The following is a 22565-nucleotide window of genomic DNA, read 5'->3' on the forward strand; positions in this document are numbered from 1 at the left end:
TGCTGGGGGTTCACTTCAAGGCCAGGTAGTTGAGTTCGATTTCGCCGTTGGCCAGATCGAACACAATCGTCCGATAACCCACACCTTCCACATGGAAGTGTTGACACCGCAACTGATGCAGGTCGAGCAGGCGCATGGCCTGTTCGACATTGCGCTGGCCGACGTAATCATTGTCCGAGCGCACAAGCCCGGGAAACATGTTCCCACCGCCGAATACGCTGATCCTGAACTCCGTCGGCAGGGCCTTGATCGACTGTATTCGAGCGAGCAACAGTTCAAAGGCTTCGTTGCCGTAGCGACCATCCAGGACGCCCTGTTTGGTCACGGCGCGCTGTGGCACCAGGTAGTGACACATGCCCCCCAGCAAGCGCCGGGGATGCCAGAACACTAATGCAACACACGATCCCAGCACCGTACGCAGGCGAATCGCACCCGAGCCGAAAAACCAATCGCCGGGATTCAGGAACACCTCGTTGGGCGGTCGACTGTCAGGCATGCGGCCTCCGGTAGATGGAAGGCTTGACCAGTCGCAGCTGATCGGTGATGCCGTTGAGGCTCTCCGAATGGCTGACCAGAAAGTACCCGCCCGGCTTGAGGTGGCTGACCAGGCGCTTGACCACCTGCACTTTGGTGTCGTTGTCAAAATAGATCATCACGTTGCGCAGGAAGATCACATCGAACATCCCCAGTTTCGGCAGCGGGTTATTCAGATTGATCGACTGGAAATCGATCTTCGCCGCCAGTGCCGGGTCGACCATGAAACAACCGTGGTTGGCGCCCACGCCCTTGAGGCAATACTTGTTCAACAGCGCCTCGGGGATGCCGCGTATGCCGTCGAGGGGATAACGCCCAAGGCGGGCTTTTTCCAATACCCGGCTGCTGATGTCCGACGCGACAATCTCCCAGGGCCGGCCGGCGAGGTTGTCTGCCAACACCATTGCCAGGGTGTAGGGTTCTTCGCCGGTCGAGCAGGCGCCACTCCATATGCGCAACGGCCCGCTGCCGCGCAGCTCGGGCAACGCGACATCGCGCAGGAAGTCAAAATGCTTGGGCTCACGAAAAAAGTAGGTTTCGTTGGTGGTCAGCATGTCCACCGCGACCTGCAACTCCACGCTGTCCTTCATCAACACCTTGTAGTACGCACCGTAGGTATTGAGCTTGAACACTTGCAGCCGCTTGGCCAGGCGAGCGCTCACCAACTGTTTCTTGGCGTCGGACAGGCTGATGCCGGCGATTTGATAAATGAGGTCACGGAACTGCACGAACTCGGCGTCAGAGAGGATCACGTTCATCAGGACATTCCCCCAGCCTGTTCAGGCGATCGAAGGTAGCGAAGACTCAAGGTTGGCCAGCGCATCGACCTGTTCCAGGGACAACACGCGACCGATGTCCAGCAACAGCACGAAACCGCTCTCCAGTTTGCCGATGCCCAGTAAAAAGTCGGCCCTGACATCGGTGCCGAAATTCAACGAGGGTTCGATGTCCTGGTCGGCGATCTCCAGGACCTCGCTGACCGCATCGACAATGATGCCCACCGGCTTGCGCTGGGCATTGGCCTGTACCTCAAGGATCACAAAGCAGGTCCTTGGAGTCTGCACCGTGCGTTCGCCACGGAAGCGCACCCCCAGGTCGAGCACGGGCACCGCCGCGCCGCGCAGGTTAATCACCCCGCGTATGCTGGGAGGCAGCAACGGCACGCTGGTGATCGGCCCGTATTCGATGATTTCCCGAACGTTGAGCGTGCCCACGGCGAACATCTCCTCCCCCAGCACAAAGGTAAGGTACTGGCTCGGGCTCGAGACGCTGGCATTGCCTGGACTGTCGATGGGTGGGGCCATGATTCACCTCGGTTCAAATACGTTTTCGTCTTCATCAGGGGCGCTTCGCACCCCGGCGCGGGACAAGCCCGCTCACCACAACAGCCCTATCCGCCGGGGGGGGTTCAGCGTTGAGATACCTATACAGAGATCAGGCCTGCTATCTCATCGACACACAGCACATGCTCGATCTGCAGGAGCGTGACGAACTCGCCTCGCACCTTGGTCATCCCCCCGATGAAGTCGGTGCGAATGTGATTGCCGAACGCCGGAGCGGGCTTGATATCGATCTCGAGTATCTCGATCACTTCGCTGACCGAGTCCACCACCACCCCCAAGACCTGGGATTCGCCCTCCTTCGCCGCCTCAAGGATGACGATGCAGGTGCGACTGCCCAGTACCGTCGTGCCCTTGCCGAAACGCGCCTTGAGGTCCACGACCGGCACTACCGAGCCGCGCAGGTTGATAACCCCCCGCAGGAATTCCGGCATCATCGGTACGCTGGTCACCTGGTTGTATTCGATGATTTCACGAACGCTCAGGGTATTGACCGCGTACATCTCCTCGGCCGCCAGGAAGGTCAGGTACTGCAAGGGTTCATCCACTGGCGACACAGGTTCGACAGCGCCCTGCATGACCGCTGAGGTGCCCATGGGTCAACTCCCGAAGCGGACGAAACCGCCGTCCGAGGAGCGACTGTCCAGGTCCTGGGTGGACATGGCTCGGCTGATCTGGGGCATCGAGACATTGCGCCCGGCACGTTTGCTTTGCACGGTGAAAAACCCCATGAGTTCCTGCAACTGCTCGGCCTGGCCACTCATTTCCTCGGCCGTCGCCGCCAGTTCCTCGGAGGCCGACGCGTTTTGCTGGGTCAGTTGGCTCATCTGCGACATCGCGCTGTTGATTTGTTCGGAACCGATGGATTGTTCTTCCGAGGCAGCCGCAATTTCCTGCACCAGGTCGGAGGTCTTGGCAATCGACGGCACAATCTCGTCCAGCAGGTTGCCCGCCCGTTCGGCCAGGGCCACGCTGTTCTTGGCCACTTCACTGATTTCCTGTGCGGCAATCTGGCTGCGTTCCGCCAGTTTGCGCACTTCGGCCGCGACCACCGCAAAGCCTTTGCCGTGCTCGCCGGCCCGTGCCGCTTCGATCGCCGCGTTGAGCGCCAGCAAGTTGGTCTGGTAGGCAATGGAATCGACGATGCCGATTTTTTCGGCGATGGTTTTCATCGCCGCCACGGTGTCCTTCACGGCTCGACCGCCTTCCGACGCTTCCTTGTTGGCTTTGCCCGCCATGCCGTCGGTGACCTTGGCATTTTCGGTGTTCTGGGAAATGGACGCTGACATTTGCTCCATCGACGCCGAGGTCTGTTCGACCGATGCCGCCTGCTCGGAAGCCGACTGGGCCATGCTTTGGGCGGTGGCGGAGATCTCTTCCGAAGCGCTCGACAGCGAGTCCGCCGAGCCGCGCACTTCGCCGATGATTTCCGAGAGTTTTTCCACGGTGCCATTGACCGAGTGCTTCAGCTCCAGGAACTTGCCCTGGTAGTCGCCGGTAATGCTGCGGGTCAGGTCGCCGGCGGCCATCGCCGACAGCACCTCCATGGCCTCGGTGATCGGTACGATGATCGCGTCCAGAGAACCGTTGATACCGAGGATGATGCGGCGGAAATCGCCCTGGTGCCGGGCGGCGTCAGGGCGGGTGTCCAGCTTGCCGATCAGCGCACTGTCGCTGATCTCGCTGGTATCTTCCACAAGGGCCAGGATATTGGCGCGCAGTTGCTCGACGTTTTCATTGATGAAGGCTTTCTTGCCGGGGAAACGCTCCAGAGGCGCGGACAAATCCCCTTCGCCGAACGCGCGAATACAGGCCATGGCCTTTTTCTTCACGTTGATATGGCCGTTGACCATGTCATTGATGCCCTGGCCGATATCCCGGTACGAACCCGAGAAGCCCTGGACGTCAATCATCACGTCAATGTCACCTTTTTCATGCTCGCTGGACATGTGCTGCATTTGATTGATCAGCGCCAGGATGTTGGTGCGCAACAGCTCAATGTTGTCGTTGATAAAGGCTTTTTTGCCGGGGAATTGTTCCAGGGGCGCAGACAGATCACCGTTACCGAAGGCGCGTATGCAGGCCATGGCTTTTTTCTTCACCGCGATGTGGCCGTTGACCATATCGTTGATGCCCTGGGCCATGGAGCGGTAACTGCCATGAAAACGGCCGGCATCGATCTGTGCATCGATCTCGCCCTTGTCGTGTTCACTGGACATACGGTCCATCTCCACGATCAATTCATGCAGGTTCGCGCCCAACTGCTGCATGCTCGCCATCAGGCTGGTGGTGTCTCCCGCCTTGAGCGTTGCCTTGGCATTCAACTCGCCAGCCGATAGACGTGCCGCATAGGCTTGCACCACGGTAGGTTCCGCCCCGAGCCGGCGCATCAGATTGCGCCCCAGCAAGACACCGATCAGCAGCGTAGCCACCAGGGTCAGGCCGCTCACCAGCAGGATGAGGGTGCGTGCGTTCTTCTCGGTGGTGGTGGCAAGCACCTGGCCCTTGCGCCCCAGTTCCAGGTTGTATTCACGCAGCTCGCCGATCGCCGCGAGCACGGCGGTCTGCAGGGGCTGGCTCGTCTCGATCAATGCACGGGCCGAGGCCTGGTCACCGTCATCGATGAGCTTGTCGAAGTGGGTCTGCAACGCCGCAAACTCAGCCAAGTGGCCGCGCAGTTGTTTCAACAACGCCGTATCGTGCTCGTCGGAGGTCAACTCGGCCTGATAGCGATCCAGGGCTTTGCCTACGGCACTGAAATCCTGCGCCACGCTGGCCGCGTAAGCCGGCACGCTGTTTTTATCGGTCTCGTTCAAGCGTTGCCATTGCAAGGCGTGCAGGTCGGTGAAGGCCGCGGCGGCGCGGTCGATCTCCAGCAGGCTGGGCACCGTGTTGACGTTGGCATAGCTGGCGCTCGTATTGATTTCACCGGCCAGGTACAGGCTGGTGCCACCCAACACGCAGACACCCAGCATGGCTGTGAAAACCAGCAACATGATATTTCTAATAACAGTCATGGCGAGGCACTCCTGATGACGCTTCAATGAGTCGATAAAGGGCTTGGGATCGAACGATGTGGGGTTTCCTTGGCAACCTGTCCTAGCAAATTCGGGATATCCAGGATCAGCGCAACGGCTCCACTTCCGAGGATGGTGAACCCGCCCAGCCCATGGGCATCACCAAACACTTTGCCCAGTGGCTTGATCACGGTTTGGAACTCCCCCTGCAGGCGATCGACCACCAGGCCGGCACGCAAGCCTGCGTATTGCACGACGACCACGTTTTCCCGGTTGCCTCCAGGCTCTTGCACATCAAACATGTCGCGTAGCCGCAGGATTGGCAGCACCTCGCCCCGCAGGTCCAGGTAGCCGGTTTCGGTGCCCCGCTGAGGGGCCAGCTCGATACACTCCTCCACCATGTTCAGCGGAATCACGTAAGAAGCCTTGCCCACCCCGATCAGGAAACCGTCAATGATCGCCAGCGTCAGCGGCAGGCGGATGCGCACCGTGGTGCCCTGCCCGACTTCGCTCTCGAGACTGACGCTGCCGCGCAACGCCGTGATATTGCGCTTCACGACGTCCATGCCTACGCCACGCCCGGACAGGTTGCTGACCTGGTCGGCCGTGGAGAATCCCGGCTCGAAGATCAAATTCAGAATGTCTTTGTCCGACGGCTGCTGGCCCTCTCCCACCAAACCACGCTCACGGGCCTTGGCCAGGATCTTGTCCTTGGCCAGGCCACCGCCGTCGTCGGACACCTCGATCACGATGCTGCCGGATTCGTGATAGGCATTCAGGCGTACCGTGCCCTGGGCCGGCTTGCCCCGCTGGAGGCGCGTCGACGCAGGCTCGATGCCGTGGTCCATGGCATTGCGCACCAAATGGGTCAGCGGGTCGCCAATGCGTTCGACGACGGTCTTGTCCAGCTCGGTCTCACCGCCGCCGATGTGCAGCACGATGTCCTTGCCCAACTCTTTTGAGACGTCCCGCACCACCCGCTGGAACCGCGTGAAGGTTGCGCCGATCTGCACCATGCGCAGGGTCAGCGCCGAGTCGCGTACTTCCTCGACCAGCCGCGATAACAGGCTGGTGGCTTCGATCATCTCGCCAATCCCACTGCGTACCGCCACCAGGTTGGCGCCGGCACCGGCAATGATCAGCTCGCCGACCAGGTTGATCAGTTGGTCCAGCTTGGCGGCATCGACCCGAATCAGGTTGCCTTCGTTACTCGCCGCGCTTTTGCCGGCCTTGACCGGCGGCGTTGTCGAATCCTGGACATCAGGCTCGCTGCGCGTTTCGACCGGTGCCTGCTCGGCGTCCTGGGTCACGAGCAAGGCCTGGGCCTCGGTCAGTGTGCCGCAACGCACCAGCAGCTCGATCAGCGCGGCGTTGTCTTCCGGCAACTCGTCGAGATGGGTCCGACACGCCTGCACCGTGGCATTCGGCGCAAGGATGCGAACCAGCGCGTCCTCGCGGACAAAATCAAAGGCGCCGTCGATGACCTCCAGGGACGCGTCGCTGGCCAGTGCGAGTTCAAACCCGAGGTAGTTGGTTTCCGGGTCCATGGCGGTCATGGGCGGCAACCCATCGAACAAGGTAACGGTGTGCAGCAAACGCCCCAGCGTGCTCAGATAACGCAGGAACGCCAAGGGGTCCATGCCATTGCGCAACACATCCGGGCCAAAGCGCAGCGACAAATGCCAATGGCCGGGACTGGCGCCTGGCTCATCCGCCGGCGCCGGCGCTTGAAGGGTAGGCGCCGGGGTCGAGACCGCCGCGTCCAGATACAGCGACAGCCGCTCAATGATAGATTGACCCTGAGCCCGCACCGGTTCGTCCAGGCGATCCAGGTTGCCGTCCTCGGCCAGCAGGTCGATCAATTGGCCGATATGGTCACGGGCGTCGAGGAACAACGCACTCAACGCCTCGTCGACGCGCACTTCCAGGCTGCGCACCCGGTCCAGCACGCTTTCGGCGACATGGGTGAACTCAACGATCGGCATCAAGCCAAACAGGCCGGCCGACCCCTTGATGGTGTGGGCCACGCGGAACAGGCCGTTGATGGTGTCCAGGTCCTGGGGCGACTTCTCGATCTGCAGCAGCGCATCTTCCATTTGCAACAGAAGCTCGCGACTTTCGGCAATGAACGTCTGCAGCACGTCATCCATGTTCATACGCTTACGCTCCGACCGACTGGGTGAAACTCGCATTGGTGAAGTAGTCGTCAAGGCCGCTGAGGCGAAAGGCTTCGCTCACCGTCGAACTGGGGTTGCTCAGCAACAGCTGGGTGCCCTCCTTGAGAGACTCGCGCTTGATGAGGATCAACAGCTGCAAACCGGCACTGTCGAGTTCATCGACACTGGACAGGTCCAACTCGACTTCATGGGCCAGGGGAAACAACGACAACAGCACGTCCTTTTGCTCGGCAGCCGTGTAGATCGTCAAGGGGCCCTCCATGACCTGGATTCGACGTAGCATCGGGACGGAGCTTTTCATGCAAACCTCCTGGCCAGCGGTCGCTGGTCATCGCTATGGCAGGATCAACTTGGAGACGGCAGTCAGCATTTGCGCAGGCTGGAAGGGCTTGACCATCCAGGCCTTGGCACCGGAAGCCTGGCCTTGCTGCTTCATCGCATCGCTGGCTTCGGTGGTCAGCATGATGACCGGCGTAAACTTGTAGGCCGGCAACAGCTTGGCGGCCTTGACGAAACTGAGGCCATCCATGTTGGGCATGTTCACGTCGCTGACAATCAGGTGGATTTTGCGGCCGTCCAGTTTGCTCAGGGCGTCTTTGCCATCACAGCCTTCGATCACGTCGTAACCGGCGCCTTTGAGGGTGATGCTCACCACCTGGCGGATGGAGGCCGAGTCGTCGACGATCAGAATGGTTTTGCTCATCGGAAAAACTCCTCTAGAAAAACGTGATTTCGTTGGCAGCGGCCTGGGCAGGCGCTTTACCGCCATGAATGGCGTGCTGCTCCGGCATGGTGTAGGCCGTTGACAGCTCCTGCAGCCAACGGTCACTGCTCATTGGCGCCAGGGACTGTCCGCTGAGGCTCGACTCATGACGTTCGTCCAACTGCTGCTGCAACTTGTCGAGGTCGCGGGTAATCAAGGTCAACATCTGGCTGACGCGGTCCTGGAACTGCAGGGCAACCAGCACCTGGGCAATCTCGTCGGCGACGTTGGCGCTCTGCTGCTGCAGGTCATGGCTGTTGCGCACAATGGTCTGGGCGGTTGCGCGAAAATGTTCGATAACCTCCGACACCACGCGCTCCGAATCGGCGAGGGTCAGGGTGTCTTGTTCGGCGTGGTGGCGGGACATCTGCACCGTACGGGCGATGGCGGCGTTGACGGTGATCACGGTTTCGCTGATCTTGCGCCCGGTCTCGCCGGACATGCTCGACAACTTGCGCACTTCATCGGCGACCACCGCAAACCCTCGCCCCGCCTCCCCGGCTCGCGCAGCTTCGATAGCCGCGTTGAGGGCAAGCAGGTTGGTTTGACTGGCGATGTCGCCGACAAACTTGGCCATCTGCTGAAGCTGCTCGGTGAAGCCCGAGAGCTGCATGACTTCCTTGAGCTCATTCTCCTTATTGGTGAGCGCGGCGCGCAGGGCCACGACGATGGAATTGAGGTCACGCTGGCCGACCTCCAGCAAGTCGACCAATTGTTGCGAAGCGTCCTGGCCGCCATTGCTGGAGACGCTGTGGCTGATGTTGGATGACAGCGCGCCAAAACGCTCGCTGAGGCTGAGAATCGAGGTTTCACTGATCGAACGCGCCGCTTCTATCTGCCGCGACCAGATCGGCAGCACGCTGACGCACACCTGTGCCAGGCCGTTATCGACGGCCAGCGTCGGAGCAATGGATGCCGGTTGATCGAGCTGCTGTTGCAGGCCACGCCACTGCGCCCGGCACCTGCTGTTTGCCCACAGGCCCATGCCGATACACAACGTAAACAAGGCGCCACCAGCGGCCAGCGACACCATGCTGAAGCGCTCGCTCCAGGCAATCGCAAGCCCGCCCAGCAGACCCGCGAACGCAACCGGAAACAGGGTCAAAGCAGCGGAAGGGGGTGGTGTCGGTGCGCTCACGGTTTGTCTCCCTGTCAAGGCATGTCGTCACGACCTGACCGGCCATTCGACTGCTTGAAAGAGATACTGGCCCGATAATGGCACTGCAACCATCGGAGCATCCCTATTCTGGGGTAGGGATACTGGAAAACCGCCTAGGAAAATCCCTACCCCCGTACACGCTTCACGAAATACCCAGGGTCATGGCGAAGCGCACAATGTCTGCGGTGGAGGAAAACCCCATTTTTTCCATCAGCCGGGTCTTGTGGGTGCTGACCGTCTTGTTACTGATGACCAACTGCTCGGCGATCTGGTTGACGCTCATACCGTGCGCCAGCAGGCGCAGGATCTGGAACTCGCGATCGGACAAACTCTCGACAAAGGTCTGCTGCTTCAAGCCACTGCTTTGCAGCGCGATCTGTTCCGCCAGCCCGGGGTCCAGGTAGCGTTGGCCACTGACCACTCGACGCATCGCGACCAACAGGGTTTCGGGATCGCGGTCCTTGGTCAGGTAGCCAAGTGCACCGGCGCGTAATGCCCGTTGCGCGATATGGATTTCGTTATGCATGCTCAACACCAGAATCGGCAGTTTCGGGTATTGGGTATGCAGGCGCGCAATCAGAATCTCGCCGCTGATACCCGGCATATTCATGTCGAGCAGCAACAGGTCGATCTCGACTTGGCGCAACAGTTCGATCAGTTGCGTGCCACTCTCGGCTTCGGCCACCACCTGCACGTCGGCGACCAGCGAGAATAGTTGCTTGAGCCCTTCGCGCATGATGGTGTGGTCATCGGCGATCAGCATGCGAATCATCAATACCTATCCTTGTGCATCGGAATGAACGCCTGGACCGTAGTGCCCTGCCCAGGATGACTGAAAATGATCACTTTGCCGCCCAGCATCAGGCCGCGCTCACGCATGCCGGCCAAGCCCAGGGTCTGGCGGCCGACGGCATCGGGGTCAAAGCCCTTGCCGTTATCCTGGACCTCGAGCACCCAGTGCGTCTCCTGCGGGCTCAGGGTGACGCTGACCTGCGTCGCTTGGGCATAACGCGCGATATTGGTCAGCGATTCCTGCACGATGCGAAACGCTGCGGTCACGTGGGTATCCGGAAGGGTCAGGGGAATCAGCGGCAGGTTCAACGCACAGGGAACCTGGGTCAGGGTGACGAATTCGGCTGTCAGCCATTCAAGACCGGACACCAGCCCCAGGTTCAGCGCGGAGGGGCGCAGGCTCGTGGACACATTGCGCACGACCTGGATGGTCTTGTCGGTCAGCCCCATCAAGCGCTCGACCTGAGGGGTGAGCTCAGGCGTATCGGCGCCGAACTGAAACCTCAGCAACGAGATGCCCATGCGCAGCGCCGTCAGGTGCTGGCCCAGTTCGTCATGGATCTCCCTGGCAATCAGTTTGCGCTCCTCTTCCCGCGCCGTTTCCCGGCGGGTCGACAGGTCGCGTAATTGTGCGTTGGAATTGGCCAGGCGCCGCTCCGCCGCGCGCAGCTTGGAAATATCGCGCCCGACGGCCAGCACGCTGACGACGCGCTGGCCGTCGACCTCGGGAACAAAGTGGATCAACACCACCTTGGGCGCGGTTTTCAAACCCGACAATAAGAACTCCTGTTCCGTGGCTTTATTCTGGCGAATCACCTGGGCCACCAATTCTCGAAAAAGCTGGGACTGGGCGTTCAGGGGCACCACTTCATCCATGGGCATGCCCATCAGTTCCGGCCAGGCCCCGCCCACCCATTTTCGCAACTGCGCATTGACGTAAAGCACCTCCCCGAGAACACTCAAGCGCGCGACGGCGTCCGGGCTGTTTTCCACCAGGGCGTTGATGTCGTGCTGGCGTTCCAGTTCTTTCTGTCGGGCCCGGGTCAAATGGGTCACATCACGACCGATCACCAAGACCCGCGGGCCCAAGCTGCCCGAGTCGGCGACCGGCACCAGGGTAAAGTGCAGGTTGCGCACTTCGTTGCGCAGCACCATGCCCTCCTCTGACTCCACCACCCGTTCGGCGGCCCTGCATTGGTCATGAAGGGCCTGGATTTTTTCCGCGTTGAGCCGGCCAAATATCGACGCCAGCGCCTCGCCAATAACCTCGCCATGGGGTTTCCCAAGTACCTGCAACAAGGCCGGATTGACCTCGACACAACGCAGCTCACCCCGTGGCGCTGCTTCCAGCAGGCACAACATGTCCAGGGTATGGTCGAAAATATCCCGGTAGCGGCGCTCGCGCTCCCTGAGCAAGGATTCGGAGCGCCAGCGTTCAATGGCAATCGCGGCAATGTGGCAGGTCTGGCGCACGCGCTGCAGGTCGCTCTCATCCAGCGCAGAGCCGGGCGAGCGCGACAACGCGAAAGCCCCAAGGGTCTGCCCCTGATTGTCGAGGATGGGCTCGTACCAGCAGGCGGAAGAAGGCTTGGATACCGACGAATCGAGGCTTTGCGGTTCAGCAAGCACTACGCCACAGGAACAGTGAGGCAAGGCCAGTTGAAGATAGCTCACCAGCAACCCCAGGGTTTCGTCCAGTGAGGCGCCCGTGGCCATTGTTTCGAAGATGCGCAGACGTGCGTCCTCAAGCACTTGCTGTTTGCGCAACTCAGTGATGTCGTGGGCCAGTGCGAGCACGCCTGCCACCTCACCGGATGGGCTGCGTTCAGCCATCAGGCTGACGACACAACTCACCGCTTCACCACCGGGGCCGGCCGGCCAACTGTTGAGGAATTGAGCGGTCTCGCCTGTGGATGCCACATGACGCAGATAGTCGAGGTAATCGCCGGGCTGCTCCCTGGGGCTGGCGCCTATGGCCTCGTCATAAGACATGCCGGTCAAGAGCAGGAACGTCGGGTTGACGTACGTACGCAACAGGTTGCGATCGTAGCGAACAATGATGTTGGGGGAATTCTCCGCCAGGGTGAGGAATTTCAGCTCGCTGCCCAGCAAGGTTTCGCGAAGCTGCCAGTTCTCGGTGATGTCTTCCAGTTGGGAGACAAAACAGATCGGCTGCCCCTGGTCGTCCCGCACCAGCCCCACGGTCAGACGCACCCAGACAACCTGGCCGTCGTGGTGGATGTAGCGTTTATGCAAGGTAGCGCCCTGCCGTGCACCGCCCTTCAACTCTTCTATCAGCTGCTTGCCCACTTCGCGGTCTTCGGGGTGGGTCAAGGCCATGAACGTGGTGTTTTGCAGCTGTGCCTCGCTGTAGCCAAGCAGCCTGCAAATGACGCTATTGGCCCTCAGCCAACGACCGTCCAGTGACACGAGGGCCAAGCCAGTGCCGGAGGAATCGAAAATGGCTTCAAGGGGGATCTCGGAGAAGCGCTCGCTGTGGGAATGCGCGGTTGGGGGCCCAGGCAGGGGAAGGATTTCAACAATAAAATAGTCGTCGCGCCACGGTGTCATCGACAGGTTCAACCGGCCGGACTGCCTCGCGGTCGCCTCGAAACACACCCGGGATTGCCCATCGGCCTTTTCCAGCGCCGCATAAAAAAGCTGGCTGTCCTGCGGGCGCAGCAAGGAGAGAAACTCGGTGTTTGCCTCAGGAGAGACGCCGTTCTGACACTGCAACGTTGAAAACGCAGGGTTGCCCAACACGACCCGTGCAGATCGATCCAGGACCACAACCGCACCCGACAGGCAGGCAAATACGCCTTTAAGGGTTTGCAGCACTTCCTTGACTGCCATTACCGCTCCTGCATACGTCCACGCTTACGATGAAGACCCCACCGTAAATACTTCAAAAGTTGTTGCTGGTTCGGCCCATAAAAGCCTGGGTATCTGGCGAAGCCGGTAACCGAACCAGTCAATTGAATGTATGCCCAACGGGTGCCCACAAAAACAACACCCTATGGATAGCGTTGCCCGGCACTTGATGGAGACTATCGTAGTCTCATTTACGGCCGGCGCCAGCCAGACTGAAGATTTACGTTCAGCCGCAGGGAATCCTCACGCCGACCTCAGGCATGCCACCCCACGTCGATGTTTTGGATGTCGAACACTCAACCCACGCCAAGGCCCTGCACATAATAAAAATAGATGATCTTATAAATTTACAAGATAACAATATCTAATAATTAGCTTATTCCAAAAAAGACTTTCCCCACGGTTTTTTATAGGGATATCTTCATTCCACACACCGACCCCATGCCTGGCGGAGGACGTACCCCCGATCACCAGGAGCCTTCAGCAGGCTTACATGGACCCTTCCCGACATGCCAGACATCGCCGCCCCCCTACCCCGCAGAAGATTCCACCTGTCACTGCTGACCAGTTCCCTGCTGCTGGCCGGCGCGCCCTCCTTCGCCGAAGCCGCCGCCGACGAGGCCAAGCTCGATACGGTGACCGTGATCTCCACCGGTTTGCGTGGCCAGCAACGCACCGTGGCCGACAGCCCGGCACCGATTGACGTGATCAACAGCGAACAGTTGCTCAAGACCGGGCGCGCCGAGTTGTCCGAGGCGATTGCCAAGCTGCTGCCGTCGTTCAACTTCGGCACCAATATCGCCGGCTACAACTCGGTGACGCGTCCGCTGAGCAACCGCAGCCTCGGCCCGGCCTATACCCTGGTGTTGGTCAACGGCAAACGCCGGCACAACGGCGCCACCGGCCAGCGCGGGTCGATCGACAACAGCGGCGCCAATGCGGTGGACATCGACCTGATCCCGGTCAGTTCGGTGGACCACATCGAGGTGCTTAAAGACAGCGCGGCGGCCCAGTACGGTTCCGATGCCGTGGCCGGGGTGATCAATATCATCCTCAAGACCGGCAACAGCGGCGGGCATCTGGAAACCAGCTACGGCCAGTTGTTTTCCGGCCAGGGTGAGACGATCAAGGTGGCCGGCGACCAGGGTTTCAAGCTGGGCGACGGCGGCTTTTTCCACCTCTCCGCCGACGCCCGCAAACGCGGCGAGGCCGCGTGGAACGACAAGGCCGACAGCAGCGTACGCGCCTTCAACGACCCGGCCAGGGAAGCGGCCTGGGACCGCGTGGCAATCAAGAACGGCGACCCCGACCTGAAGGCCTTCAACCTCGCCTACAACACCGAACTGCCCCTGGAAGACCTGACGCTCTACTCGTTCTCAACCTACGGCGAGCGCGATGCCGAGGCCGCCAACTACTTCCGCCTGCCGACCGGCCGGGCCGCCGTGCCCGAGGTGTTCCCCGACGGCTACTACCCGCTGAACAACATCAAGGACCGCGACTACCAACTGCTGTTCGGCGGCAAGGGCCAGGCGGCCGAGTGGAACTGGGACCTGAGCACCACCTACGGACGCAACAACGTCCACCATTCCAGCGACCTGAATATCAACCCGTCCCTGGGCACCGCCTCGCCGACCAGGTTCGACAACCTGGCGACCTTTCGCTTCGAGCAGTGGGTGAACAACCTGGACGTCACCCGCCGCTACGACAGCCTGTTCAACCTGACCTCGCCGGTGCAAGTGTCGGCCGGCCTGGAGCATCGCTGGGAACATTTCAGCACCTTCGCCGGTGACCCCGAAGCCTATATCACCGGCACCTACCCGGCGGCATCGGGCGCACAGGCGGCGGTGACGATTCGCCCGGAGGATGAAGTCAGCCTGATCCGCAACAACTACGCCGGCTACCTGGACCTGGGCTTCGACCTGACCGAACGCTGGTTTCTCGACGTCGCCGGGCGCATCGAACATTACGATGACGACTCGGGCAACACCTTCGGCCTCAAAGTGAATTCGCGCTACGAGTTGACCGACAGCGTCGCCGTGCGCGGCACCGTCGGCACCGGCTTCCGGGCGCCATCCCTGACCCAGATCGGCTACACCGTGGCCGACAACCGGGTGGCCGTCGACGTGAACGGCAACGTGGTGCCCGCCGTGACCCGCCTGACCCCGTCGGGCAGCAACCTGGCCAAGGCCTTGGGTGGCGATGACCTCAAGCCGGAAAAGTCACGCAACCTCGGGCTGGGCTTGACCTGGCAGCCGGCACCGCGCACCAGCATCACCGCCGACGCTTACCTGATCGACATCGACGACCGCATCGCCCTGACCAGCAATATCTACGATCAGGGCAACGGCGTGATCAACGGCATCCTCACCGCCCAAGGCGTGCCCTCGGGGACCTGGGTCAACTACTACACCAACGCCTTCGATACCCGCACCCGTGGCCTGGACGTGGTCGCCGACCACACCACGCCGCTGGATGCCTGGGGCGATGTGCGCTGGAGCCTGGGCTTCAACTGGAACAAGACCACTATCGAAGGCACACGGGACACCCCGAGTGCGCTGGCCAACTCCGGCGTCACCCTGGTGGGCCGCGACCGCGAAGGCGATCTCACGCAAGCCTCGCCCAAGACCAAATGGATCCTGGGCGCCAACTGGAAGGTCGAGGACCTCGCAGTGAACCTGCAAACCAGCCGCTACGGTGCGGTCAAGACCCTGGCGGTAAACCCCTCCGGCGACCGCAGCTTCGGTGCGAAATGGATCACCGACCTGGACGTCAGCTACACCTTCGTCGACCAGATCACCGTCAGCATCGGCGGCACCAACATCTTCGACGTGCGCCCCGACCGGCACGCCGTCTACAGCAACCTGGGCCTGGCGCCCTACGGTAACCCGCCGTTCTACCCCGGCGGTGGCTACTGGTACACCAAGCTGGCCTACGACTTCTAAGCCAATCGCCATACGAGGGCATCCCATTGAACACCTCCAACTTGATGAGCCGTCTATTGGCCCCTTGCGTCCTGATGTTGAGCCTGGCCGCCTGCTCACCTGCGGGCAGTGACAGCCAGGCCGGCAAGACCCTGAACATCGCCTTCTTTGGCGACAACACCATCCTGGTCAGCATTGATCCGTTCCAGGTCTACTGGCTCGAACACCGGGTGCTGCTGCGCAATATCGCCGAATCCCTCACCGACCAGGACCCGCAGACCGGCAGGATCATTCCCTGGCTGGCGAAAAGCTGGGAAGTCAGTGACGACGCGTTGACCTACACCTTCCACCTGCGCGACAACGTCACCTTCAGCAACGGCGAACGCTTCGATGCCAAGGCCGTGAAAACCGCGTTTGACAGCAACAAGGCACTGGCGACCGAGCTGCCGGCCACCTTCGGCGCGACGTACCTGGCAGGCTTTGATCACGCCGAAGTGGTCGATGACTTGACCGTCAAGCTGGTGCTCGCCAAACCCAATGCGGGCTTCCTGCAGGCGACCTCCACGACCAACCTGGCCATCCTCGCGCCGGCCTCCTACGCGCTGAGCGTCAAGGAACGCTCACTCGGCAAGATCATCGGCACCGGCCCGTTCGTATTGGCCAGCTACACCCCGGAAGTCGGCGCGCACCTGACCAAGCGCAAGGGTTACGCCTGGGCGTCGGCCAATATGAAAAACCAGGGCGAAGCGCACCTGGATGCGGTGGACGTCACCTATATCCCCGAGGAAAGCGTGCGTAACGGCCTGTTCCTGCAAGGCAAGGCCGACATCCTGTGGCCCCGCAACCCGTTCTCGGAAGTCGACCTGAAACTGTTCCAATCCAACGGCGCCACCATCCAGAGCCGCTCGCTGCCGGGGCCCTCCCTGAACCTGTTGCCCAACACCCGTGGCGGTCGCGTATTGGCCGATAAACAGGTGCGTCTCGCCGTGCAGAAAGCCATCGACCGCAAGAGCTACGCGAGTACCGTCTACAACGACGAGTTCGCGGTGGTAGACGGCATCTTTGATGTGACCACGCCTTACTTCAAGAGCCAGGGCGCCAAGCTCGCCTATGACCCGGTGGGCGCCGAGCGCCTGTTGGACGCTGCCGGCTGGGCCAAAGGCGCAGACGGCTATCGGCAGAAGGACGGTAAGCGCCTGAGCCTGAACTACAACGTCATGCAGGCCGAGACCGCCGGCGATGTGCTGCTGCAGGACCAACTGCGCAAAGTCGGCATTGAGGTAAAACTCAGCGTGGTAACGCGTGCCGAATGGGTCGCCAACAACTCCGCCGGCAACTACGACCTGACGATCAGCTACATGACCCGCGCCGATCCGATCATCCTGCAAACCATCCTTGATCCACGTACTGCCAACAGCTCAACCGTAGCGACGAACATCTTTGAGCCGCAGGTGCTTGAGCGCGCCAAGGGCCTGTTTGACGCCGGCATCACCGCCACCCAAAGCGCTCAAAGGGCGGCAGCCTACGGCGACCTGCAGGACCTGCTGATCGACGAGGGCTCGGCGTTCCCGGTGTATGAGCGCGTGTGGCAGGCCGCGACGTCGCCCAAGGTGAAAAACTTCCGCTGGACCGCCGAAGGCTTCGCGCTGCTGGGCGATATCGAGGTCGGCACGCCATGAGCCGCTACCTGATCGGCCGGGTCGGCCAGGCGCTGCTGGTGCTATGGGGGGCCTATAGCATCACCTACTTCATCCTTTATCTGCTGCCGGGCGATACCTTGTCGATCATGCTCAGCGCGTCCGGCATGGAAGCCGACGCCCTGTCGGTGGAAGACCTGGCCAAGGCGCGCGCCTACTACGGCTTGGACAAAGGCCTGTTCGAGCAATATATCGACCTGCTGCTGGGGGCATTGCGCGGGGACTTCGGGCAGTCGCTGTCACTCAATCGCCCGGTGGCCGAATTGCTCGCCGAACGCCTTCCCCAGACCCTTTCCCTGGCCGGCCTGGCGATTGTGCTCTCGCTGCTCGGCGGTATCGGCCTGGCTTACCTCACCGCGTATATCCGCTGGCAACCGCTGAAAAAGGCATTGGCGCGCTTGCCGTCCCTGGGCTTTTCGGTGCCGGTGTTCTGGATGGGGTTGCTGTTGATCCAGGTGTTTGCGTTTGGCCTGGGTTGGTTTCCCGCCACTGGCAGCCGCGGGGTTGAAAGCCTGGTGCTGCCGGCGATCACCCTGGCGATTCCCAGCGCAGCGGTGTACGCCCAAGTGCTGCAACGCAGCTTCCAGGGCGTGTGGAAAGAGGCCTATATCCTCACTGCGTACGCCAAGGGCTTGAGCCGGGGCCAGGTGCAGGCGCGCCACGGGTTCAGGAACGCCGCGCTGCCGATCCTCACCCTGATCGGCCTGCAGGTGGGTAACACCGTGTCCGGCGCGGTGCTGGTGGAAACCATCTTCGCTCGCTCCGGCATCGGCCGCCTGGCCCAGGAAGCGGTGCTGCGCCAGGACATTCCGGTGGTGCTGGCCATCGTCGCGGTCTCGGCGGCGGCATTTGTCCTGGTGAACCTGCTGGTGGACCTGCTTTACCCCTGGCTCGACCCGCGCATCTCCCACACGCCCAAGGTGTCCTAGACCATGACCACGCTTACCCGGAAACTGATCCGCAGCGAACCACTCTGGCGCCGCCGCAGCCCCTTACAACGCGCAACGGCGACACTCCTGCCATTGCTGCGCCGCCCAGGGTTCAGCCTGGCGGTGCTGGTGGTGCTGTTCTCGCTGGTCGCCGCCGTGACGCCGCAGTTGCTGAGCAGCTTCGACCCTTACGCCACCGCGCCCGCCGCCAAACTCAGCGCCCCCAACCTGACCCACTGGTTCGGCACCGATGAGCTGGGCCGCGACCTGTTCACCCGCGTGGTCTACGGCGCCAGCCTGTCAGTGCTGGCCGCCTCCCTGGCGGTCGGCATCGCCCTGGTGGGCGGGTTGGGGCTGGGCATTTTGTCCGGGTTTGCCGGTGGCCGTATCGATGCCCTGATCATGCGCTTTGTCGATGTGCTGCTGGCCCTGCCCGGCCTGTTGCTGGCCCTGGCGATTGTCACGGCCATTGGCTTCGGTACGGTACCCGTGGCGATTGCCGTGGGCATTGGCATCATTCCCGGCTTTGCCCGCACCACCCGTGCCGAAGTGCTGCGGGTGAAAACCCTGCCCTATGTCGAAGCCGCTCGCCTGGGCGGTGCCAGTTGGGGCCGCACGTTGTTGCGGCACATCCTGCCCAACGCCTGGGGCCCGGTAGCCGTGCTGGCGACCCTGGATTTCGGCGCCGCGATCCTCGCCACCGCAGGCTTGAGTTTTCTCGGTTTCGGCGCCGCCCCACCGGCGGCGGAATGGGGCACCTTGATAGCCAACGGCCGCCACTTCCTGATCACTGCTCCGTGGGTGTCCTTGTTGCCTGGCCTGTTCCTGGTGGCCGTGGTGTTCAGCCTCAACCATATCGCCCGCACGTTCGAGGAGATCCAGCGATGAGCACCCAGCCGCTTTTAATCGATGTGCGCCAACTGAGTGTCGACTACCGTTCCGGCGGCCAGCTCAATCCGGCGGTGCGCAGCCTGTCGTTTTCACTCACCCAGGGCGAGACCGTGGCGATTGTCGGCGAGTCCGGCTCGGGCAAATCCACCCTGGCTAACGCCATCCTAGGCCTGCTGCCCGAGAATGCGCAGATCGGCGCCGGTGAACTGTGGGTGGATGGCCACAACCTGACCCACGCCAGCGAACGGCAGAAACGCAAGCTGCGTGGGCGCACCATCGGCCTGGTGCCCCAGGACCCGATGGTCAGCCTCAACCCCACATTGCGCATCGGCCAGCAAATCGCCGAGGCGCTGGTACTCGCCAAGGGCAAACGCTACCCCGCTGTCGACGCCGACATTGTCGAGCTGCTGCAACAGGTGGGCATCGACAAGCCGGTACTTCGCGCACGCCAGTATCCCCATGAACTCTCCGGCGGCATGCGCCAGCGCGTGCTGATCGCCATCGCCCTGGCCGGCAACCCGCGCCTGATCATCGCCGACGAGCCCACCAGCGCCCTCGACGTGACCGTGCAGCGCAAGATCCTCGACCACTTGCAGCGCCTGGTCAGTGAACGCGGCATTTCCCTGCTGATCATCACCCATGACCTGGGCGTGGCGCTCGACCGTGCCGACCGCATCCTGGTGATGCAACAGGGTGAAGTGGTAGAGCAAGGTCCGCCACGGCAGATCCTCGCGCACCCCAGCCACGACTACACCCGCGCGCTGATCGCCGCCGCACCCGCCTTCGCCAGGCGGCGTGAACCGTTGCTCAACCTCGACCTGGGACGTGAGCCGATCCTGAGCCTGCACAACGTCGGCAAGACGTTTGCCCTGCCCAAGGTCAAGGGCGAGCCCTCGACCTTCGTGGCCCTGGAGGATCTGAGCCTGGAGGTCTACCCCGGCCAGACCCTGGCCATCGTCGGCGAGTCCGGCTCGGGCAAGAGCACCGCGCTGCGTATCGCCCTGGGCCTGGAAAAGCCGACCCAGGGCCGGGTGCGGTTCGAGCAGCAAGACGTCACCGACCTGAGCTGGCGCGACTTCCGCCCGTTGCGCCAACGCCTGCAACTGGTGCAACAAAACCCCTTCGCGGCGCTGGACCCGCGCTTCACGGTATTCGACAGCATTGTGGAGCCGCTGGTGTCGTTTGGCTTGCTCAAGGGCGCCGCCCTGGAGCAGGCGGCGCGGGCGTTGATCAGCCGCGTGCACCTGCCGGTGAGCTTTCTGGATCGTCTGCCCCGTGAACTGTCGGGTGGGCAGTGCCAACGGGTCGCCATCGCCAGGGCCTTGGCGTTGAAACCCGACCTGCTGTTGCTGGATGAACCGGTCAGCGCCCTCGACGTGTCGGTGCAGGCGCGCATCCTCGACCTGCTGGAAGAGCTGCAACGGGAGATGGGCATTGCCTATGTGCTGGTGTCCCACGACTTGTCAGTGGTGGCCAACTTCGCCCATGAGGTGCTGGTGCTGCGCAATGGCCGCGTGGTTGAGCAAGGCTCGGTCGCGCAGATCTTCAACCAGCCGGCCAGCGACTACACCCGCGAACTGATTGCCGCCATCCCTGGCCGGCAACTTACGGCAAGCGCCGCCTGAGGTTTACTGTGCCGAGCAATCACGCGCCACGATGCCCTTCTCCTGGGCATACGCGGCGGACTTGGCTTCGATCAACGGACGCAAGGTGGCGCGATCGGCCTGCAGCCAGTCGGTCACCAGCACCCATTTTTGCCCATCCCACTGCTGCACCCGGGCGGAGCCGCCACCTTCGTGGTCGGCGCAGGACAGCTTCAACGGTGCCAGCAGACCTTCGAAGCCCATGGCCTTGAGGCGCGCGGCGTCGATGTCCAGGTGCTCGAACGCCCAGCGGGTTTCCTCGCCGTTCAGCGCGCGGTTGCCGAATTTGGCCTGGCCGGTGCGCAGCGCTTCGACGGCAATCGCGGCGTTGATCAGGCCGATGTTGTAGTAGACCTTGCCGAAGTAGCTGGGGTCCTTGAGGTTGCTCTTGCCGGGATCGAGGATGAACTGCCTGAGCTTTTTATGAATGTCGAAACTGTCGCCACCGGGGAACGGCGCCAACGCCTGGTAGCCTTTAGCGGCGGTGCCGGCGGGTATCACGTCGGCTTCGGAGCCGGCCCAGACATCACCGATCAGGCGGTCCACGGGGATGCCAAAGCGCACGGCGGTCTTGATGCCGACGGGGGTGGACACGCCCCAGGTGCGCAGGAACACCCAGTCCGGATTGATCTGCCGCACCTGGCGCCACTGGGTCGACTGCTCGTTGCCGGGGTCGGCCACGGGGATCTGGATGTTCTCGAACCCGTATTTTTGCGCCAGCAATTGCATGGCTGCCTGGGTTTCGCGGCCGTAGGCGGAGTCGTGATAGACGGTGACGATCTTCTTGCCCTTGAGCTTGTCCAGGCCGCCTTCGCGCTGGGCGATGTAGTTGATGCCCACCGACGCCTGGCCGTAGTAGTTAAGCAACAACGGGAACGCGTAGGGAAACACGCGGCCATCGGTGGATTCGGTACGCCCGCCGGCGCCATCGATCAGCGGGATGTGGTCAATGGCGGCACGGTCCATCAGCGCATAGGAGGCCGGTGTGCTGTGGGTGAAGAAGAACCCGGTGGGTGCGCCGTCGAGACCGGCTTTGTAGCGCTCATAGCATTCGATGATGCGGTCGGTCTTCCACTCGGTCTCGCACTCCTGCCAGACCAGCTTGACGCCGTTCACGCCGCCTTCGACTTCGTTGATGTAGCGGAAGTAATCAATCTCCCCCGCCCACCACGGAATGCCGCTGGAAGCGTAGGCGCCGACCCGGTAGGTGGCCAGCGGGATGAACTGTTGATCGTTGGCGGCCTGGGCAACCGGCCCGCCCAAGGCGCCGAGTGCCAGCAGGCTGGCGATGACTGTGCGATGCAAGACGTTGTGCATGGGTGTGGTTTCTTATGAAAGGTGAGGTTTCCCTCCCGTTGTCGGGTCAGCGCCAATCGGGTCACAACACAATTCATGCCAAGCCTGGAAGCCCTCAAATTCGAGGGTTGGCGCTGTACCGGTCACCCTTCACGACCAGGACAATCGAACACTTTATTGAACCGCTGTTGCGCTACCAACACTGCGCTCGGTCGTCAGGGTTGACCTGCAACTGAAAAACCTCACCAACCGCTACTACGGGTACGCCTGGTATGGCCCGGACGGCGCCAAAGCGTCGCTGCACTCACCGGGTGACGGGCACACCGAGCCTGGGAGAGGTGCCGAGTGGTGAGGGTGGTTGCTTCCGTGGCGGCCTTCGGGCCGACCATGTCGTTGGCTTTGACCGAGTACATATCCGTTGCTGCGGTCACGGCTGCTTATGGTTCCGCTCTTACAGCGGGTCACTTTTGGAAAAGAGCCCCAAAAGTAACCAAAAGGGCTCTTGCCCCAACACTCGGCACCTCGCCTAGGCTCG

At 61.9% G+C, this 22565-nt stretch carries 16 protein-coding genes and 2 pseudogenes; 5 read left to right on the top strand and 13 right to left on the bottom strand.

Translation table 11 applies throughout. The annotated features are described in order from the left end of the window. Window positions 1–10: 10 nt before the first annotated feature. The 12 genes and pseudogenes from BFQ01_RS27295 to BFQ01_RS27345 form a co-directional block, all read right to left on the bottom strand. A complete protein-coding gene (locus BFQ01_RS27295) occupies window positions 11–496 on the bottom strand; it encodes a chemotaxis protein CheD (RefSeq protein WP_065927709.1) in 486 nt (161 codons plus the stop codon). After that, a complete protein-coding gene (locus BFQ01_RS27300) occupies window positions 489–1292 on the bottom strand; it encodes a CheR family methyltransferase (RefSeq protein ID WP_027605691.1) in 804 nt (267 codons plus the stop codon). Before BFQ01_RS27300 ends, BFQ01_RS27295 begins: the two co-directional genes overlap by 8 nt. 21 nt (window positions 1293–1313) lie before the next feature. Continuing rightward, complete coding sequence (locus BFQ01_RS27305) at window positions 1314–1838, bottom strand: chemotaxis protein CheW (RefSeq protein ID WP_065927710.1); 525 nt, start codon at window positions 1836–1838, stop codon at window positions 1314–1316. A gap of 119 nt (window positions 1839–1957) precedes the next feature. After that, entirely contained in the window at window positions 1958–2470 is a 513-nt protein-coding gene (locus BFQ01_RS27310; protein WP_162844263.1) for a chemotaxis protein CheW, read from the bottom strand. A 123-nt stretch (window positions 2471–2593) separates the two neighbouring features. After that, window positions 2594–3310 (bottom strand): annotated as a pseudogene (locus BFQ01_RS33100) (methyl-accepting chemotaxis protein); the annotation flags it as partial. A 63-nt stretch (window positions 3311–3373) separates the two neighbouring features. Continuing rightward, window positions 3374–4891 (bottom strand): annotated as a pseudogene (locus tag BFQ01_RS33105) (MCP four helix bundle domain-containing protein); the annotation flags it as partial. 23 nt (window positions 4892–4914) lie between these two features. Continuing rightward, window positions 4915–7047, bottom strand: coding sequence for a chemotaxis protein CheA (locus BFQ01_RS27320; RefSeq protein ID WP_065927712.1), 2133 nt, complete (start codon window positions 7045–7047; stop codon window positions 4915–4917). Between the two features lie 4 nt (window positions 7048–7051). Next, window positions 7052–7369: an STAS domain-containing protein gene (locus tag BFQ01_RS27325; RefSeq protein WP_065927713.1), complete on the bottom strand. Its 318-nt coding sequence runs from the start codon at window positions 7367–7369 to the stop codon at window positions 7052–7054. Window positions 7370–7402: 33 nt separating this feature from the next. Beyond that, window positions 7403–7771 carry a response regulator gene (locus BFQ01_RS27330; protein WP_027605685.1) on the bottom strand — a complete coding sequence of 123 codons (369 nt, stop codon included), beginning with the start codon at window positions 7769–7771 and terminating at the stop codon, window positions 7403–7405. Between the two features lie 13 nt (window positions 7772–7784). Continuing rightward, complete coding sequence (locus BFQ01_RS27335; RefSeq protein WP_370671280.1) at window positions 7785–8864, bottom strand: methyl-accepting chemotaxis protein; 1080 nt, start codon at window positions 8862–8864, stop codon at window positions 7785–7787. Between the two features lie 268 nt (window positions 8865–9132). Beyond that, entirely contained in the window at window positions 9133–9762 is a 630-nt protein-coding gene (locus BFQ01_RS27340; protein WP_065927714.1) for a response regulator, read from the bottom strand. Continuing rightward, window positions 9762–12635 (bottom strand): PAS domain-containing sensor histidine kinase, encoded by a 2874-nt coding sequence (locus BFQ01_RS27345; RefSeq protein WP_065927715.1) that lies wholly within the window; start codon window positions 12633–12635, stop codon window positions 9762–9764. The genes BFQ01_RS27340 and BFQ01_RS27345 overlap by 1 nt, the downstream gene beginning before the upstream one ends. Before the next feature lie 527 nt (window positions 12636–13162). Between BFQ01_RS27345 and BFQ01_RS27350 the strand changes: the two genes are divergently transcribed. Genes BFQ01_RS27350 through BFQ01_RS27370 form a run of 5 tightly spaced genes read left to right on the top strand, consistent with a single transcriptional unit; the run spans window position 13163 to window position 20716 of the window. Then, on the top strand, window positions 13163–15595 hold the full coding sequence (locus BFQ01_RS27350; RefSeq protein ID WP_065927716.1) for a TonB-dependent receptor plug domain-containing protein: 2433 nt from the start codon (window positions 13163–13165) through the stop codon (window positions 15593–15595). 44 nt (window positions 15596–15639) lie between these two features. Further along, window positions 15640–17253, top strand: a complete 1614-nt coding sequence (locus BFQ01_RS27355) for an ABC transporter substrate-binding protein (RefSeq protein ID WP_065927717.1) — start codon at window positions 15640–15642, stop codon at window positions 17251–17253. Continuing rightward, window positions 17250–18200: an ABC transporter permease gene (locus tag BFQ01_RS27360; RefSeq protein WP_065927718.1), complete on the top strand. Its 951-nt coding sequence runs from the start codon at window positions 17250–17252 to the stop codon at window positions 18198–18200. Before BFQ01_RS27355 ends, BFQ01_RS27360 begins: the two co-directional genes overlap by 4 nt. Before the next feature lie 3 nt (window positions 18201–18203). Next, window positions 18204–19088: an ABC transporter permease gene (locus BFQ01_RS27365; protein ID WP_065927719.1), complete on the top strand. Its 885-nt coding sequence runs from the start codon at window positions 18204–18206 to the stop codon at window positions 19086–19088. Beyond that, a complete protein-coding gene (locus BFQ01_RS27370) occupies window positions 19085–20716 on the top strand; it encodes a dipeptide ABC transporter ATP-binding protein (RefSeq protein WP_065927720.1) in 1632 nt (543 codons plus the stop codon). The genes BFQ01_RS27365 and BFQ01_RS27370 overlap by 4 nt, the downstream gene beginning before the upstream one ends. A 3-nt stretch (window positions 20717–20719) precedes the next feature. On the opposite strand, the gene BFQ01_RS27375 is transcribed toward BFQ01_RS27370, so the two are convergent. After that, window positions 20720–22051: an ABC transporter substrate-binding protein gene (locus BFQ01_RS27375; protein ID WP_065927721.1), complete on the bottom strand. Its 1332-nt coding sequence runs from the start codon at window positions 22049–22051 to the stop codon at window positions 20720–20722. Window positions 22052–22565 lie beyond the last annotated feature (514 nt).

Origin of the sequence: Pseudomonas sp. 8 R 14, from assembly GCF_900005955.1 — a bacterium.
Taxonomy (GTDB): Bacteria; Pseudomonadota; Gammaproteobacteria; order Pseudomonadales; family Pseudomonadaceae; genus Aquipseudomonas; species Aquipseudomonas marginalis.